Origin of the sequence: Pseudomonas sp. SK3(2021) (assembly GCF_016772375.1) — a bacterium.
GTDB classification, from domain to species: Bacteria; Pseudomonadota; Gammaproteobacteria; order Pseudomonadales; family Pseudomonadaceae; genus Aquipseudomonas; species Aquipseudomonas chlororaphis_I.
On record NZ_CP061943.1, the window covers coordinates 4,536,113 to 4,549,855 of the forward strand.

General features: G+C 65.0%; 13 protein-coding genes and 2 pseudogenes. 7 read left to right on the plus strand and 8 right to left on the minus strand.

The genetic code is table 11. From position 1 onward, the window contains the following. Positions 1-385 precede the first annotated feature (385 nt). Entirely contained in the window at positions 386-2,113 is a 1,728-nt protein-coding gene (locus tag IF690_RS19810; RefSeq protein WP_202697042.1) for an amidase, read from the plus strand. 247 nt (positions 2,114-2,360) lie between these two features. On the opposite strand, the gene IF690_RS19815 is transcribed toward IF690_RS19810, so the two are convergent. The 4 genes from IF690_RS19815 to IF690_RS19830 all read right to left on the minus strand — a co-directional run bounded on the left by IF690_RS19815 (position 2,361) and on the right by IF690_RS19830 (position 5,357). Further along, positions 2,361-2,579 (minus strand): DUF4287 domain-containing protein, encoded by a 219-nt coding sequence (locus IF690_RS19815; RefSeq protein WP_202697043.1) that lies wholly within the window; start codon positions 2,577-2,579, stop codon positions 2,361-2,363. 301 nt (positions 2,580-2,880) lie between these two features. Then, entirely contained in the window at positions 2,881-3,666 is a 786-nt protein-coding gene (locus tag IF690_RS19820; protein ID WP_202697044.1) for a PhzF family phenazine biosynthesis protein, read from the minus strand. A 17-nt stretch (positions 3,667-3,683) separates the two neighbouring features. Beyond that, the gene (locus IF690_RS19825; RefSeq protein WP_202697045.1) at positions 3,684-4,400 is read right to left on the minus strand and encodes a helix-turn-helix transcriptional regulator; all 717 of its coding nucleotides are present in this window, start codon (positions 4,398-4,400) and stop codon (positions 3,684-3,686) included. 78 nt (positions 4,401-4,478) lie between these two features. Beyond that, positions 4,479-5,357, minus strand: a complete 879-nt coding sequence (locus IF690_RS19830; RefSeq protein ID WP_202697046.1) for a LysR family transcriptional regulator — start codon at positions 5,355-5,357, stop codon at positions 4,479-4,481. 182 nt (positions 5,358-5,539) lie between these two features. On the opposite strand from IF690_RS19830, the gene ampC reads away from it, so the two are divergent. The 6 genes and pseudogenes from ampC to IF690_RS19860 all read left to right on the plus strand — a co-directional run. Beyond that, entirely contained in the window at positions 5,540-6,715 is a 1,176-nt protein-coding gene (ampC, locus tag IF690_RS19835) for a class C beta-lactamase (protein ID WP_202697047.1), read from the plus strand. Between the two features lie 157 nt (positions 6,716-6,872). Next, the gene (locus tag IF690_RS19840; RefSeq protein WP_202697048.1) at positions 6,873-7,427 is read left to right on the plus strand and encodes a UPF0149 family protein; all 555 of its coding nucleotides are present in this window, start codon (positions 6,873-6,875) and stop codon (positions 7,425-7,427) included. Between the two features lie 340 nt (positions 7,428-7,767). Next, on the plus strand, positions 7,768-8,394 hold the full coding sequence (locus tag IF690_RS19845; RefSeq protein WP_202697049.1) for a glutathione S-transferase family protein: 627 nt from the start codon (positions 7,768-7,770) through the stop codon (positions 8,392-8,394). A 49-nt stretch (positions 8,395-8,443) separates the two neighbouring features. Then, on the plus strand, positions 8,444-10,501 hold the full coding sequence (locus tag IF690_RS19850) for a pyridoxamine 5'-phosphate oxidase family protein (RefSeq protein WP_202697050.1): 2,058 nt from the start codon (positions 8,444-8,446) through the stop codon (positions 10,499-10,501). 15 nt (positions 10,502-10,516) lie between these two features. Continuing rightward, on the plus strand, positions 10,517-10,750 hold the full coding sequence (locus IF690_RS19855; RefSeq protein WP_202697051.1) for a hypothetical protein: 234 nt from the start codon (positions 10,517-10,519) through the stop codon (positions 10,748-10,750). Between the two features lie 45 nt (positions 10,751-10,795). Continuing rightward, positions 10,796-10,906 (plus strand): annotated as a pseudogene (locus IF690_RS19860) (DUF1348 family protein); the annotation flags it as partial. Here the strand turns inward: IF690_RS19860 and IF690_RS29185 are convergent. The 4 genes and pseudogenes from IF690_RS29185 to IF690_RS19875 all read right to left on the minus strand — a co-directional run. Further along, positions 10,895-11,068, minus strand: a pseudogene (locus tag IF690_RS29185) (glutaredoxin domain-containing protein); the annotation flags it as partial. The pseudogenes IF690_RS19860 and IF690_RS29185 overlap by 12 nt on opposite strands. Continuing rightward, positions 11,065-11,850 (minus strand): sulfite exporter TauE/SafE family protein, encoded by a 786-nt coding sequence (locus tag IF690_RS19865; protein ID WP_038577522.1) that lies wholly within the window; start codon positions 11,848-11,850, stop codon positions 11,065-11,067. The pseudogene IF690_RS29185 and the gene IF690_RS19865, both read right to left, overlap by 4 nt. 218 nt (positions 11,851-12,068) lie before the next feature. Further along, on the minus strand, positions 12,069-12,602 hold the full coding sequence (locus IF690_RS19870) for a DUF3087 family protein (RefSeq protein ID WP_202697052.1): 534 nt from the start codon (positions 12,600-12,602) through the stop codon (positions 12,069-12,071). A gap of 225 nt (positions 12,603-12,827) precedes the next feature. Then, positions 12,828-13,580 (minus strand): DUF533 domain-containing protein, encoded by a 753-nt coding sequence (locus IF690_RS19875; protein ID WP_202697053.1) that lies wholly within the window; start codon positions 13,578-13,580, stop codon positions 12,828-12,830. Between the last annotated feature and the right edge of the window lie 163 nt (positions 13,581-13,743).

Below are 13,743 nucleotides of genomic sequence, written 5' to 3' on the forward strand. Positions count from 1 at the left end.
CTGCAAGAACGCGCGGAAATTTATCAACTTTTTCGTCGCCTGTGAAGCCACAAATGCATAAATTTGTTTTTAAAACAGCTACTTACTTTTTAGGCCAGGACTGAGGTAAAAACGCTCGATACCAGGCAACCGTTGTACAACGGGCGCCAGCTGCCGATCAGTAGCCAACAACGACGGCGAAGCGTTCAGCGATTCCCCCGCCGGCAACTTGGTGCAAAATACCCCGCTCAGATTGTAGCCCAGCCCCAGTCGCGTCGTGCCGCGCAACGAGAACCGATATGAAAACCCATTGTGAGATAAGCGATGTGCCCAAGCCGCCCAGACCCCAGCGCCAGTGTGATGGCAACCTTCACCACATCACCCATCAGCCGCCGGCGGTAACCGCATGATCGAAGTCACCGAGGTTTCCATTGCCCAACTGCGCGCCGCGCTCGAATCTGGCCAGACCACCGCGGTCGAACTGGTCCAGGCCTATCTGGCCAGGATCGATGCCTACGACGGCCCCGACACCCCCACCGCCCTCAACGCGGTGGTGGTGCGCAACCCCGACGCCCTCAAGGAAGCCCAGGCCTCCGATGCCCGCCGGGCCAGGGGCGAAACCCTGGGTCCGCTCGATGGCATTCCCTACACGGCCAAGGACAGCTACCTGGTCAAGGGCCTCACCGCGGCCTCCGGCAGCCCTGCCTTCGCCAACCTGATCGCCTATCGCGATGCCTTCACCATCGAACGGCTGCGCGCCGCCGGGGCGATCTGCCTGGGCAAGACCAATATGCCGCCGATGGCCAACGGCGGCATGCAACGCGGGGTCTATGGCCGCGCGGAAAGCCCGTACAACGCCGACTACCTCACCGCCCCCTTCGCTTCGGGCTCGTCGAACGGCGCGGGTACCGCCACCGCCGCCAGCTTCGCCGCCTTCGGCCTGGCGGAAGAAACCTGGTCGAGCGGCCGCGGCCCGGCCTCGAACAATGGCTTGTGTGCCTACACCCCTTCGCGCGGGGTGATCTCGGTGCGCGGCAACTGGCCGCTGACCCCGACCATGGACGTGGTAGTGCCCTATGCCCGGACCATGGCCGACCTGCTCGAAGTGCTCGACGTGGTGGTCGCCGAAGACCCGGACACCCGTGGCGATCTGTGGCGCCTGCAACCCTGGGTGCCGATCCCCAGCGTGGCCTCGGTGCGCCCGGCGTCCTATCGGGAACTGGCCGCCACCGGCAGCGCCCTGGCCGGCAAGCGCTTCGGCGTACCGCGCATGTACATCAATGCCGACCCCGAGGCGGGCACCAGCGAGGCGCCGGGGATCGGTGGCCCGACCGGACAACGCATCCACACCCGCCCTTCGGTGATCGACCTCTGGCAGCAGGCGCGCCAGGCGCTCGAAGCCGCGGGCGCCGAAGTGCTCGAAGTGGATTTCCCCCTGGTGTCCAATTGCGAGGGCGATCGCCCCGGCGCGCCGACGGTGTTCAACCGTGGCCTGGTGTCCAAGGAGTTCCTGCACCATGAATTGTGGGACCTGACCGCCTGGGCCTTCGATGACTTCCTGCGGGCCAACGGCGACCCGAAACTCAATCGACTGGTGGACGTCGATGGCCCGCTGATTTTCCCTCACGACCCCGGCACCCTGCCCAACCGCGAAGGCGACCTCGCCGCCGGCATGGACGAGTACGTGAAGATGGCCGAGCGCGGCATCACCCCCTGGGATCGGATCCCCACCGTGCCCGACGGCCTGCGCGGCCTGGAGCGAACCCGCAAGATCGACCTCGAGGACTGGATGGACACGCTGGGCCTCGATGCGGTGATCTTCCCGACCGTGGCCGACGTCGGCCCGGCCAATGCCGATGTCGACCCGGCGTCCGCGGATATCGCCTGGAGCAACGGCGTCTGGGTGGCCAACGGCAACCTTGCCATCCGCCACCTGGGCGTGCCCACGGTCACTGTGCCGATGGGCGTCATGCCGGACATCGGCATGCCCGTTGGCCTGACCTTCGCCGGCCGCGCCTACGACGACTCGAACCTGCTGCGCCTGGCGGCGGCCTACGAGTCCACCGGCAGCAAACGCCTGATCCCGCCGCGGACTCCGGCATTGGTGGCAGGTAAGTTGGTGGCCGGCAAATAATCAGCGGGTAAACAGCAGGCGGCGGGATTGGGCCTGGCCAGCGCCAATCCCCCGCCAGGCCATCGGGGCGCAGGCTGCCGTGGTCCGCTTTTGCGGCGCTCGGCAGATTGACAGGTCCCTGGAGGGCTTGCCCGGCAGTGCCCGGGCGACGACCGACATTCGCTTTCTCCCCCTCGGCGAGCATCCTGCAACAGCGAACGCCGGAGGGTAAATCGAGGGGCGAGCGTGCTGCGCCGAATCCGTATCGTCAGTCGCTTTTAGCCGGAGCCAAATAGTACGCAACTAAAGCGTTAGCGTGACCATGGCCCATGCCGTGCTCCGTTTTGAGCAAGGCCACCATCTCCATATGCTTCTTGCCGCTGACTGTTTCGAGAAGGTTTAGCCAGTGAGTGATCGGGTGCCCATACTTTTTTTCAATTGAGGGAAAGTACGACGCTGGCCCTTTTATTTTTGCCTCTTCGGTCATGGTACGAACGCCTTCCTTACGTGACTGTTATGGGGTGACATGGCCCGGAGGGAAGCATGAAAAGGGTGACGATAAACCCTGCGGCTTCCAGGTCCGGAAGCAGTATAGGTAACGTTATCCATGCCGGCACTGAGCCCCACCGTCGGCTTCCAGCCGATGGTGATTACTCGTCGATGTTTGCGTGGGTCGACAACGGTCATGACGCTCGCTCGACAAAATGTCGGCGATCTGCCTTGCACCTGTACGGCGATGCTCCAGATCGACCCTCAGGCGCTGGAGCATGCCTGCGCTGTCGATAACCTCAGATAAAGATCGTGCCCTTGAGATACAACGCGCCCTGGCCGCTGATCAGCACCCGTCCGTTATCCAGCACCTCGCACCACAGCTGGCCCTTGCGCGCCCCGCCCTGCTCCGCGCTCAAGCGGGTTTTGCCCAGGCGTTGGGCCCAGTACGGGGCCAGGGAGGTGTGGGCCGAGCCGGTGACCGGGTCTTCGTTGACCCCGACGTTCGGGCCGAACCAGCGGGAGACGAAATCGAACTGCTGGCCCGGCGCAGTGACGGCGATGCCGCGCACATCGAACCTGGCCAGGGCGGCGAAGTCGGGCTTGAGGCCGGCGACGATCGCTTCGTCCTCGACCACCAGCAAGTAGTCGTCGGTGCGGTACAGGGCTTGTGCGCGAGGCAGGCCGAGGGCGTGCAGCAGGCTCGGTGGAATCTCCACGGCCGCCGGCTGCCTGGCCGGGAAGTCCATGGACAGCCGCTCGCCGTCACGGCGCACGCGCAACTCGCCGCTGCGGGTGCTGAAGCGCAGCCGTTCGCTGGGCTCGTTCAACTGTTCGAACAGCACCCAGGCCGCCGCCAGGGTGGCGTGGCCGCAGAGATCGACTTCCACGGTCGGGGTGAACCAGCGCAATTCGAACAGCTCGCCATTGCGCACGAAGTAGGCGGTTTCCGACAGGTTGTTCTCTTCGGCGATCCGTTGCAGCGTGGCATCGGGCAACCACGCGTCCAGCGGGCAGACCGCCGCCGGGTTGCCGCCGAAAGGCGTGGAGGAAAAGGCGTCCACCTGAAAGATATCGAGCTGCATCGGCTTCATTCCTGGGTTCACTCGGGTCGATTGGCGTGGTCGGTAACCCGGATCTGGTCCAGGTAGTTGTAGATGGTGTAGCGGGTGACGCCCAGGGCCGCGGCGGCCTTCTCGATACCGCCCTTGACGATGAACAGCCCGCGGTCCTGCATCTGGCGCACGGCTTCGAGCTTCTGGGCTTTCTTCATCAACGCCCGGCCGCCGGGGCAGGCTTGCTGAATGACCTGCGCCATCAACTGCTCCATGTCCTGGGGCTCGTCGTGGCGCGGTTCGGGGGCCGCGCCCAGGCCCAGCAACTCGCCGAGGCAGGCATGGGCGGCGGCGATGCCGCTGAGGTCGGCGTTGGTGCACAGGGTGGCGAAGGGCTGGCCGCTGCTGTCGCGATACACCACCGTCGAGCTGCGCAACGGGCGACCGTCGGGGGCGGTGGTCGGGTAGTTCTCCACCAGCACCGGCTCGCTGCCGGAGCGATCCTCCATGGCCCGGCGCACGGCGATGAAGCCCAGGTCCTCGCGCGGCCCGGCCAGCACCGGGCTTCCGACCCGGCGACCGGTGACATGGCCATTGGCGATGGCGACGATGGAGGATTCGGGCCGGCTCAGGTCATGCAGGACGATTTCGGTGTGCCGGCCAACCACATTGCCGAGCATGTTCAGGGTGCTGTGCAGCACCTTGAACACCAGCTGGCGCTCGGCGGCACTCTCGGGGGATAAACGGCTGTCGGGGCGGTTCATGGCGGTTTCGCGCAAAAAGAATCGAGCGAAAATATCAACACACAGTTGAATATTCAACTTTATGTTTATTAAAGCCATTCAGCCTTCTTGTACGCTCCCCAACAGCCACTCCTTGAACGCCAGCATCGCCGGGCTCTGCGCCCGTGATTGCAAGCGGGTCAGCCAATAACTGCCGGTGGTGATGCCCACCGCGAACGGCTGGACGATGCTGCCGGCGTGCAACTGCCGGGCGAACATCAGCGGCGGCGCCAGGGCCACGCCTATGCCCTGCTGCGCGGCTTCCATCATGCCCAGGGACGAGTCGAAGACGATGCTGCGCGCAGGCAGGGTGCTGGCCGGCAGGCCGGCGGCGCTGAACCATTCCGGCCATTCGTCGGTGCGGTAGGAGCGCAGCAGGGTCTGGCCGAGCAGGTCGGCGGGGCTGCGCAACTGTCGCGCCAGCTCCGGCACGCAGAGCACTGACAGCGGTGCCTGCAGTAGCTGGACGGCATCGGTGCCGTGCCAGGCGCCGCTGCCGAAACGGATGGCATAGTCCAGGCCTTCGGCGGCGACATCGACCCGGTTGTTGTGGGTCGACAAGCGCAGGTCGATAAACGGGTGGCGGGCCTGGAAGTCCTCCAGGCGCGGCAGCAACCAACCGACGGCAAAGGTACCGACCGCGCCGACGCTGAGCATTTCGCGGTAGTGCCCGCCTTGGAAGCGGCCGAGGGTCTCGGCGATGCGGTCGAAGCACTCGCACAGCACCGGCAGCAGGGTTTCGCCCTCGCTGGTCAGCATCAGCCCGCGGGGCAGGCGCTTGAACAGGGTGACGTTGAGCTGGGCCTCGAGGCTTTTCACCTGATGACTGACCGCCGCCTGGGTCACGCACAGCTCGATAGCCGCGCGGGTAAAACTCAAATGCCGCGCCGAGGCCTCGAAGGCCCGCAGGGCATTCAGCGGCAAATGGGGTCGGATCATGACCACTCCCTAGTTTTTCTAATGGCTCCTGCGAAATATCGTCGTTTGTCGATCCTTCGCCGGCCGCCTACATTGAGCCGGCTCGCAGCGCCCTGCCCCCTGGCAGCAGGTGCAGGCGCTGGCAAAAGCCGCTCGGAGTGTAGCGGCCATCACCCTGCAAAATCATGGAATGTCAGCCCATCATGCACAACAAAAACCTAGCCCTATCTGGAATTTTCGCCGTTTCCCTGCTGCTGTCCGGCACCAGTGCCTGCCTGGCCGCCGGCCAGCCGGACAGCACGCTCAAGCCGCTGGTCGACGCGGCGATCCGCCCGTTGATGCAACAACAGGACATCGCCGGCATGGCGGTGGCCATCACCCTCAAGGGCCAGGCCCATTACTTTAACTACGGCCTGGCCTCCAAAGAGGGGCAAAAAGCCGTCGACGCCGACACGCTGTTCGAGGTCGGTTCGGTGAGCAAACTCTTCACCGCGACCCTGGGGGCCTATGCCCAGGCCAGCGGCAAACTGTCCCTGAGCGACCCGGCCAGCCGCTACCTGCCGGCATTGAACGGCAGCGCTTTCGAGCACATCAGCCTGTTGCAACTGGGGACCTACAGCGCCGGCGGCCTGCCGTTGCAGTTCCCGGCGCAGTGGGACAGCCAGGACAAGATGCTCGGCTACTACCAGGACTGGAAGCCGGCCTTTGCCCCCGGCGCCCAGCGCCTGTATTCGAACCCGAGTATCGGCCTGTTCGGCTACCTGGCCGCGCAAAGCCTGGGGCAGCCCTTCGAGCAATTGATGGAGCAGAAGCTGTTCCCGCAACTGGGCCTGCAGCACAGCTATCTCCAGGTGCCGAAGTCGCAGATGGGCAATTACGCCCAGGGCTATGGCAAGGACGGCAAGCCGGTACGACTCGGTCCCGGCGCCCTGGCTGCCGAAGCCTACGGGGTAAAGACCAGCGCCGCCGACCTGCTGCGCTTCGTCCAGGCCAACCTCAAGCCCGAGTCGCTGCCGCAACCCTGGCCGCAGGCAATCGCCATCACCCACACCGGCTACTACCAGGTCGAGGGCATGACCCAGGGCCTGGGCTGGGAGCTCTACCCCTACCCGCTCAGCCTCGACGCCCTGCTGGCTGGCAACTCGTCGCAGATGGCCTTCGAACCGCACCCGACCCGCTGGCTGACCCCGCCCCAGGCGCCGCGGGCCAATACCCTGCTGAACAAGACCGGTTCCACCAACGGCTTCGGCAGCTATGTGCTGTTCGTACCCGGCAAGGACATCGGCCTGGTGCTGCTGGCGAACAAGAACTACCCCAACGCCGAACGGGTGAAGGTCGCCCATGCCCTGCTCAAGGCACTGGATGACGCGCAACCCTGAGGCAAACAGCGACCGGGTCGGTTAACGGGTCCGTCGCGGCCATAACAACCCATTGCGCGACGATGATCGGCGCTGGATAAAAGCCGCGGAACGCGCCATCCTCCGCGTCTTTTTTCCGTGCGCCCCTGGGGCGCACGTTTTTCCAAGGAAGCCGTCCATGCACAACCCGCCGCTCAGCGCCGCCGAGTTCGAATTCATCGAAGACACCCTGCTCAAGTACGGTGACGACCATTCCGTGCTCAACCTGGCCGAGCTCGACGGTTTCTGTACCGCCCTGGTGTCCGGCCCGACCCAGGTGGACATCGCCGAATGGTTCCCGGCTATCTGGGGCGGGCAGAACCCGGACTGGCAGGATCCCGAGGAGTGCAAGCGCTTCATCGAACTGAGCGTGCGCCACCTGAACGCCCTCGCCACCACGCTGGCGAGCGACTCGGCGAACTTTCAGCCACGCTTCGAACAGACCGAGCATCAGGACCAGCCGCTGATGCTGGCGGAAGAATGGTGTTTCGGCTACCTGCGCGCCATGGCCGTAAGCAACTGGCCCGAACTGCCCGCCACCCAGGCCGCCCAACTGCAAGCCATCGTCACCTGCGCCGAACAGGACAACTTCGAACTGCCGGCCGACCTCGATCTGCTTCGGCATCGCCAGACGGTAGCCAGCGTCGAACAGGCAGCGCGTGGGCTGCACGATTACTGGTTGGCGCAACGCTGAGCGGGGTGTGAGGGTCGGTCACTCGCCTGCCCCAGGCTCCAGGCCAACGAGCCAGGCATCTCATCCATGCGGGTATATCTCCCATACAGATAGATGCGTAATTGCACCGACTTGACCACCTGATTGCATCCCTACCGACCATGCGTTTGCATTGGTGTCGAGCAACCGCCTGCATGCAGTGCGACCAATCAGGACGCGCCCGCCACTCTTTCAGAAGATGGAATTATGGATTGCCCGGCGTGGTGATTCTACTTGCCCCTGTATGGGCGCAGCATGGCTCCAACAGCGCAAGCCCCCTGAATGCCGCGCTGGCCACCCCCCCAGTTACGGAGCCACGATCATGACCAACGCCATCAAACTCTATCGCCACCCGCTGTCCGGTCACGCCCACCGCGTCGAGCTGATGCTCTCGCTGCTCAACCTGCCCACCGAGCTGGTGTTCGTCGACCTGGCCAACGGTGCGCACAAAAAGGCCGAGTACCTGGCCATCAACGCCTTCGGCCAGGTGCCGGTGATCGATGACAACGGCACCCTGCTCAGCGACTCCAACGCGATCCTGGTCTACCTGGCGAAGAAATATGGCAGCGACAACTGGCAGTTGAACGACCCGCTCACCGAGGCGCGCGTGCAGCGCTGGTTGTCGGTAGCCGCTGGCCAGGTCGCCTACGGCCCGGCCGCCGCGCGGCTGATCACGGTGTTCGGTGCGGCCTTCAATGCCGACGAAGTCATCGCCCGGGCCCATACCCTGCTCAAGGTGATGGAGACCGAGCTGGCGACCAGCCCGTTCCTCGCCGGCAACGAGCCGAGCATCGCCGATGTCGCCAATTACAGTTACATCGCCCATGCCCCAGAGGGCAACGTCTCGCTGGAGGCCTACCCGAACATGCGTGCCTGGCTGCAGCGCATCGAGGCCCTGCCTGGCTTCGTGCCGATGCAACGTACCGCCGCGGGCCTGCAAGCCAACTGAGTGTCGACCAGGCTGCCGGGCTTCGGCCGCCCTCTCAAGGAGCACAGTCATGGACCATCTGCCCAAGCACCGCAAATCGCCCTGGCATGCCGGTGAACGCCAACTGCAGGAAAGCGTGCATGTCATCGAACGCATGGAAGTGATCGGGCAGAAGGTCATCCGCGACTACATGCCCGATCAGCACCGCGAGTTCTATCAGCAGCTGCCGTTCATGGTGGTCGGCGCGGTGGATGCAGGCGGCCGCCCCTGGGCCACCCTGCTCGAAGGGCCGGAAGGCTTCGTCACGTCGGCCGACCCGCAGCACCTGTTCCTCGCCAGCCAACCCGACCCGCAGGACCCGGCTGCCGCCGGCCTGCAGACCGGCAGCGCCATCGGCATGCTCGGCATCGAGCTGCATACGCGCCGACGCAACCGCATCAACGGCGTGATCCAGCAGGCCTCGGCCGCGGGCTTCGCGGTGGAGGTCGAGCATTCCTACGGAAACTGCCCCAAGTACATCCAGGAACGTTCCTACACCCGTATCACCGAGCCGGCGATCGACAAGGCGCCGCGCCTGGACTTCGCCGGCCTGGACGAGCGCAGCAGCGCCCTGATCCGCGCCGCCGACACCTTCTTCGTGGCCAGCTACGTCGAGCATGACGATTACCGCCGCTCGGTGGACGTCTCCCATCGCGGCGGCCGTGCCGGCTTCGTCAAGGTCGAAGGCAACCGCCTGACCATTCCCGACTACGCCGGCAACCTGTTCTTCAACACCCTGGGTAACCTGCAGAGCAACCCGATCGCCGGCCTGCTCTTCGTCGACTTCACCACCGGCGACATGCTGCAACTCAGCGGACGCACCGAGCTGCTGCTCGACAGCCCCCTGATCAAGGCCTTCGAGGGTGCGGAGCGGCTGTGGGCGGTCGAGGTCGAGCACGTGGTGCTGCGTCCGGCGGCGGCGGGCATTCGCTGGCAGTTCCACGACTACGCCCCCACCAGCCTGGCGACCGGCACCTGGGCGGAGACCGACGAGCGCGTACGCCAGTACGAGCAACGCCGGCAATGGCAGCAATGGCGCGTGGCGCGAGCCCAGCAGGAAAGCCGCGACATCCGCTCGCTGTTCCTCGAACCACTGGACAGCGCTGCCGTGCCTTTCGCCCCCGGCCAGCACCTGCCGATGCGCATTGTGACCGGCGAGGCGCAAGCGCTGGTCAGGACCTACAGCGTCTCCAGCGCGCCGTCCGACGGGTACATCCGCATCAGCGTAAAACTGCAGGGCAAGGCCTCGCGCCACCTTCACGAAAACGTACAGGTGGGCGACCTGCTGGAGGTGCGCGCTCCGCTGGGCAGCTTCACACTGGTCGATGACATCGCCAGGCCGGTGGTATTGATCGGTGCGGGTGTCGGCATCACGCCGATGGTCTCGATGGCCCGGGAGTTGGTGGCACAGAACCGGCAGTATCGGCGTGCGCGCCCTATTCATCTGTTCCACAGCGCCCGCAGCCTCGCCGACCTGCCTTTTTGCGAGGAGCTGACGGCGCTGCAACGGCAGGCTGCCGGGCTGCTGCACATCCACCGCGCCCTGAGCAGTCCCGGCGCCGACGCGCAACTCGAACGCGACTATCAGCTGGCCGGTCGCCTGAGTTTCGCCCAGGTCAAGGCACGGCTGCCGCTGGATGACTATGACTTCTACCTGTGCGGCCCCAGCGGCTTTCTCCAGGACATGTACGACGGCCTGCGCGGCCTCAACATCCCCGACCAACGCATCCACGCCGAGGCCTTCGGTCCCTCGGCCCTGCGCCGCTCGCAGACCGAGCAGCCGCCGACCCTGGAGCAGCCTCCGGCGGCCACGGCTCCCGTGCCGGTGTACTTCTCTGCTTCGGCCACCGAGGCACGCTGGAAACCCGAGAGCGGCAGCCTGCTGGAGCTGGCCGAAAGTCGCGGTCTTACGCCCGAGTTCAGCTGCCGTGGCGGCTCGTGTGGCACCTGTGCCGCCAGGTTGGTCAGCGGCGCCGTGCATTACCCCCATCCACCGGCGCAGTTGCCGGAGGGCGACAAGGTACTCATCTGCTGTGCCGTGCCGGCGCAAGCCGACGGCAACCCGCTACCCCTGGTGCTTGATCTCTGACGAGGAGGCCGTGACATGAACACAACCGATGTGCGCAGCTGGGACACGGATCGGCATCCGCTGTGGAGCGACTCGCGCAGGTCCGCGTCGCCGGATCCTGCGCCCATGGAGTGGGAGTCGAACCTGTTGCTGCCGCAGATGGCCGCGGCGCTTGAACATCCTTGCGCCGGCACGTCGGCCAACCGCCTGGCAAGTCTGTGGCGAGCGCTGCGCACGAACATTGGCCAGCCAGTGGCCCGAGCCAGGTAATCCTGAACTCGGCCCCACTCACCTTCGCCAACAGGAGCAAGCGCCATGTCTGAAGTCCGTCAACCGCTTCCACCCTTCACCCGCGAGACTGCCATTGTGAAAGGCCGGCTGGCCGAGGACGGCTGGAACAGTCGCGATGCGGGCAAGGTCGCCCTTCTGATCCAGGCTCGCCAGATCATCAAAGCCGCCGAGATGCACATCACCAATAAAGGCCTGCGGGACGGTTCTGCGCTGGGATCGCTGCATCCTTTGCGCTAGATGCCGGGGAGACTCTTCAACGTCAATTTCGTGGGTGGTGCCCCGCCAGCGCGGGTTCAGAACGCCAGCTTGTAACCGATGGAAAACAGCATGAGCGCCAGGAACGGCCGCAGCAGTTCGTCCGAGACGCGGCCGGTCATGTGGCTGCCGAGCCAGATCCCCGGTAGCGAGCCCATCAGCAGAAAGCCCAGCAGTTGCCAGTCCATGTTGCCCATGCTCGCGTGCCCCAGGCCGGCGACCAGGGTCAGGGGCACGGCGTGGGCGATTTCAGTGCCGACCAGGCGCTTGGTGGCCAGGAACGGGTACAGGATGAACAGCGCCACGGTGCCCAGGGCACCGGCGCCGATGGAGGTCAGGGCGACCATGGTGCCGAGGACCACGCCGGTGACCACCGTCAGCCCGTTAAGGCTGGAGTCCTGCAGATGGTAGTGATCGCCGGCATGCTTCTGGGCAAACGCCAGGAGCTTTTTCTTGAACAGGATCGCCAGCGCGGTAAGCAGCAGCACAAATCCCAGGGCCTGCTTGATCACGCTGTTCAGCGCTTGCGGGTCGGTGTCCAGGCTCTTGAGGAACCACAGGGTGGCCAATACCGCGGGCACGCTGCCCAGGGTCAGCCAGCCGGTGATCTTCCAGTCGATGTTTCGGTTTTTCTGATGGACCAGCACACCACCGGACTTGGTGATGGCGGCATACAGCAGGTCGGTCCCCACAGCGGTCGCCGGGTTGATCCCAAACCACAACAGGATCGGGGTCATCAGCGAACCGCCCCCCACCCCTGTCATCCCCACGATGAACCCCACCAACAGGCCCGCGATTACAAAACCAAAATTGCCCACATCCATCAATAAGCCCTACGCATCAACCGCGGCCAGGTAAAAAACTGGCGGCAGCATAGCGCTAATGCTTATGTCCATTTATATAAATAAAATCTAACGTTATAACTCTTTGCCTTTTTTCCATGTATTCAGCGCATGCAGCCCTAGGATGGCATGCGCTGAATACATGTCGAAATGCGCGCAAAGTCGGCCCGGGATAACCTTCCAGGCGGTCCCCTTGCCGCTCATTTTTTTACCGGGATCCGCTTCACCGCTTCGATCCAGTCCGGATTCAGGCGGTTCTGCTCGGTGTCCATGGCCAGGGCTTGCATCCGCTCCTTGTGCCGGTCGATCTCATGCACCACCTGGCTCAGCGCGCTGGAGTTGGCGTCCAGCTGGTGCATCTGGGTCAGGCCCAGGTGGTAGAAGCGCAGCAGTTTCATCGCTGTCGGGTCTGCGGCCTCGACGCCCGCAGTGACATGGTGCATGACGTTGGTCACGCTCATCAGGCTGCGCTTGAGCTGCCAGCCGTAGACCGCAGCGGCCATCCACGGTTGCGACCAGAAACGCACGCGCATCAGCACCATGCTCACCACCAGAGCGGCCAGCACGCCGGCGACATTCAGGTGGAAGTTGTCGCCGCCAGGCGTGCCGAGCAGCAGCACCGCGGCACTGGACAGCAGCATGGCCAGGGACAGGAAGATCAGGGCGATAAACAGAGTGCTGCGACGGGTCTGCTGGCGAAAAAGCTCGGGGTTCTGCGGCTGGATCTCGAACATGGCGACGGTGCGCTCGCATGATGAACAGGCCGGCATTATCACCCTGCCCGCACCAGGAGATAGCGAATAAATCCGCGCTGCGACAATCCACCTCGGTCCTGGGTGGCCGCACTGTCGAAACGATTCAGGGACAGGGAGTGATACGGATGCGCGATTGCCGGGTGTCGAATGGCAACGCCCGGCACGGTCCATGAACCGGCCCCTGCGGGGGCCGGCTCTTGTGGGTCAGGCCACCCCGCCCTTGGCCTGTTGCTCCAGGTGCAGTTGCAGCTCGGGGTCGATCCGCAGCGCCGCCGCCAGCTCGTCCAGGTAACTGCGCTCGGCGTCCTGCTGGTCGTCCACCAGCATCACGCTGGCCAGGTACATTTCCGCCGCCATGCCCGGTTCGCCCGCGGCCGACTGGGCGACATCGGCGGCGTCCAGGGGACGTGCGACTTCGTCGTCGAGCCATTGCTGCAATTGCGGGTCATCGGTGTGACGACCGATCTCGGCGCTGATCAGTTGTTTTTCCTGCTCGTCGATGCGGCCATCGGCCTTGGCCGCGGCGATCAGCGCACGGAGGATCGCATGGCTGTGTTCCTCGACTTCCGGGCCGGCCAACTGGTCGACGGTACGCAACGCCTGTTGCGGGGCCGCCGATTGCTGCTGTTGTTGCCAGGCTTGGTAAGCCTGGAACGCCATCATCCCCAGGGACGCCAGCGCCGCGTAGTTCATGCCGCCGCCGGAGCGGCCCTGAGGGACGCCGCCGGAGGCCGCGCCGCCCAATCCGGAACCACCCAGCAGGCCGCCCAGCAGACCACCCAGCCCGCCCAGGCCACCGGCCGGGGCACCGCCGCCGCTGTTACCGCCCAACAGGCCACCCAGCAAGCCACCCAGGCCTCCCAGGCCGCCCTGCGGTGCCGAGGCCCCGCCACCCTGCTGCGTCATCGAGGCCTGGCCGGCGCGCAGCAACTGTTCAAGCAAATCACTGGTGTTCATGGCATCGCTCTCTTCGGGCAGTTATTCAGACTGCCCACAATAGTCTTCGCCACGGATTGCGCCAACTGCTTCCGCTTGGGCCCTGCCCCGGCTCGCCAAACGCCCGCGTCATCCGCCCCCCCCAGGTCGCACCTGACGATCGGTACAACGATTGAGTTGCAAT

Bases quoted from the DNA above. Each gene is read 5' to 3' on its own strand.
- IF690_RS19850 (WP_202697050.1), top strand. From the start codon at position 8,444: ATGGACCATCTGCCCAAGCACCGCAAATCGCCCTGGCATGCCGGTGAA.
- IF690_RS19875 (WP_202697053.1), bottom strand. From the start codon at position 13,580: ATGAACACCAGTGATTTGCTTGAACAGTTGCTGCGCGCCGGCCAGGCC.
- IF690_RS19865 (WP_038577522.1), bottom strand. From the start codon at position 11,850: ATGGATGTGGGCAATTTTGGTTTTGTAATCGCGGGCCTGTTGGTGGGG.
- IF690_RS19855 (WP_202697051.1), top strand. From the start codon at position 10,517: ATGAACACAACCGATGTGCGCAGCTGGGACACGGATCGGCATCCGCTG.
- IF690_RS19825 (WP_202697045.1), bottom strand. From the start codon at position 4,400: ATGAACCGCCCCGACAGCCGTTTATCCCCCGAGAGTGCCGCCGAGCGC.
- IF690_RS19830 (WP_202697046.1), bottom strand. From the start codon at position 5,357: ATGATCCGACCCCATTTGCCGCTGAATGCCCTGCGGGCCTTCGAGGCC.
- IF690_RS19840 (WP_202697048.1), top strand. From the start codon at position 6,873: ATGCACAACCCGCCGCTCAGCGCCGCCGAGTTCGAATTCATCGAAGAC.
- IF690_RS19820 (WP_202697044.1), bottom strand. From the start codon at position 3,666: ATGCAGCTCGATATCTTTCAGGTGGACGCCTTTTCCTCCACGCCTTTC.
- ampC (WP_202697047.1), top strand. From the start codon at position 5,540: ATGCACAACAAAAACCTAGCCCTATCTGGAATTTTCGCCGTTTCCCTG.
- IF690_RS19870 (WP_202697052.1), bottom strand. From the start codon at position 12,602: ATGTTCGAGATCCAGCCGCAGAACCCCGAGCTTTTTCGCCAGCAGACC.
- IF690_RS19810 (WP_202697042.1), top strand. From the start codon at position 386: ATGATCGAAGTCACCGAGGTTTCCATTGCCCAACTGCGCGCCGCGCTC.
- IF690_RS19845 (WP_202697049.1), top strand. From the start codon at position 7,768: ATGACCAACGCCATCAAACTCTATCGCCACCCGCTGTCCGGTCACGCC.
- IF690_RS19815 (WP_202697043.1), bottom strand. From the start codon at position 2,579: ATGACCGAAGAGGCAAAAATAAAAGGGCCAGCGTCGTACTTTCCCTCA.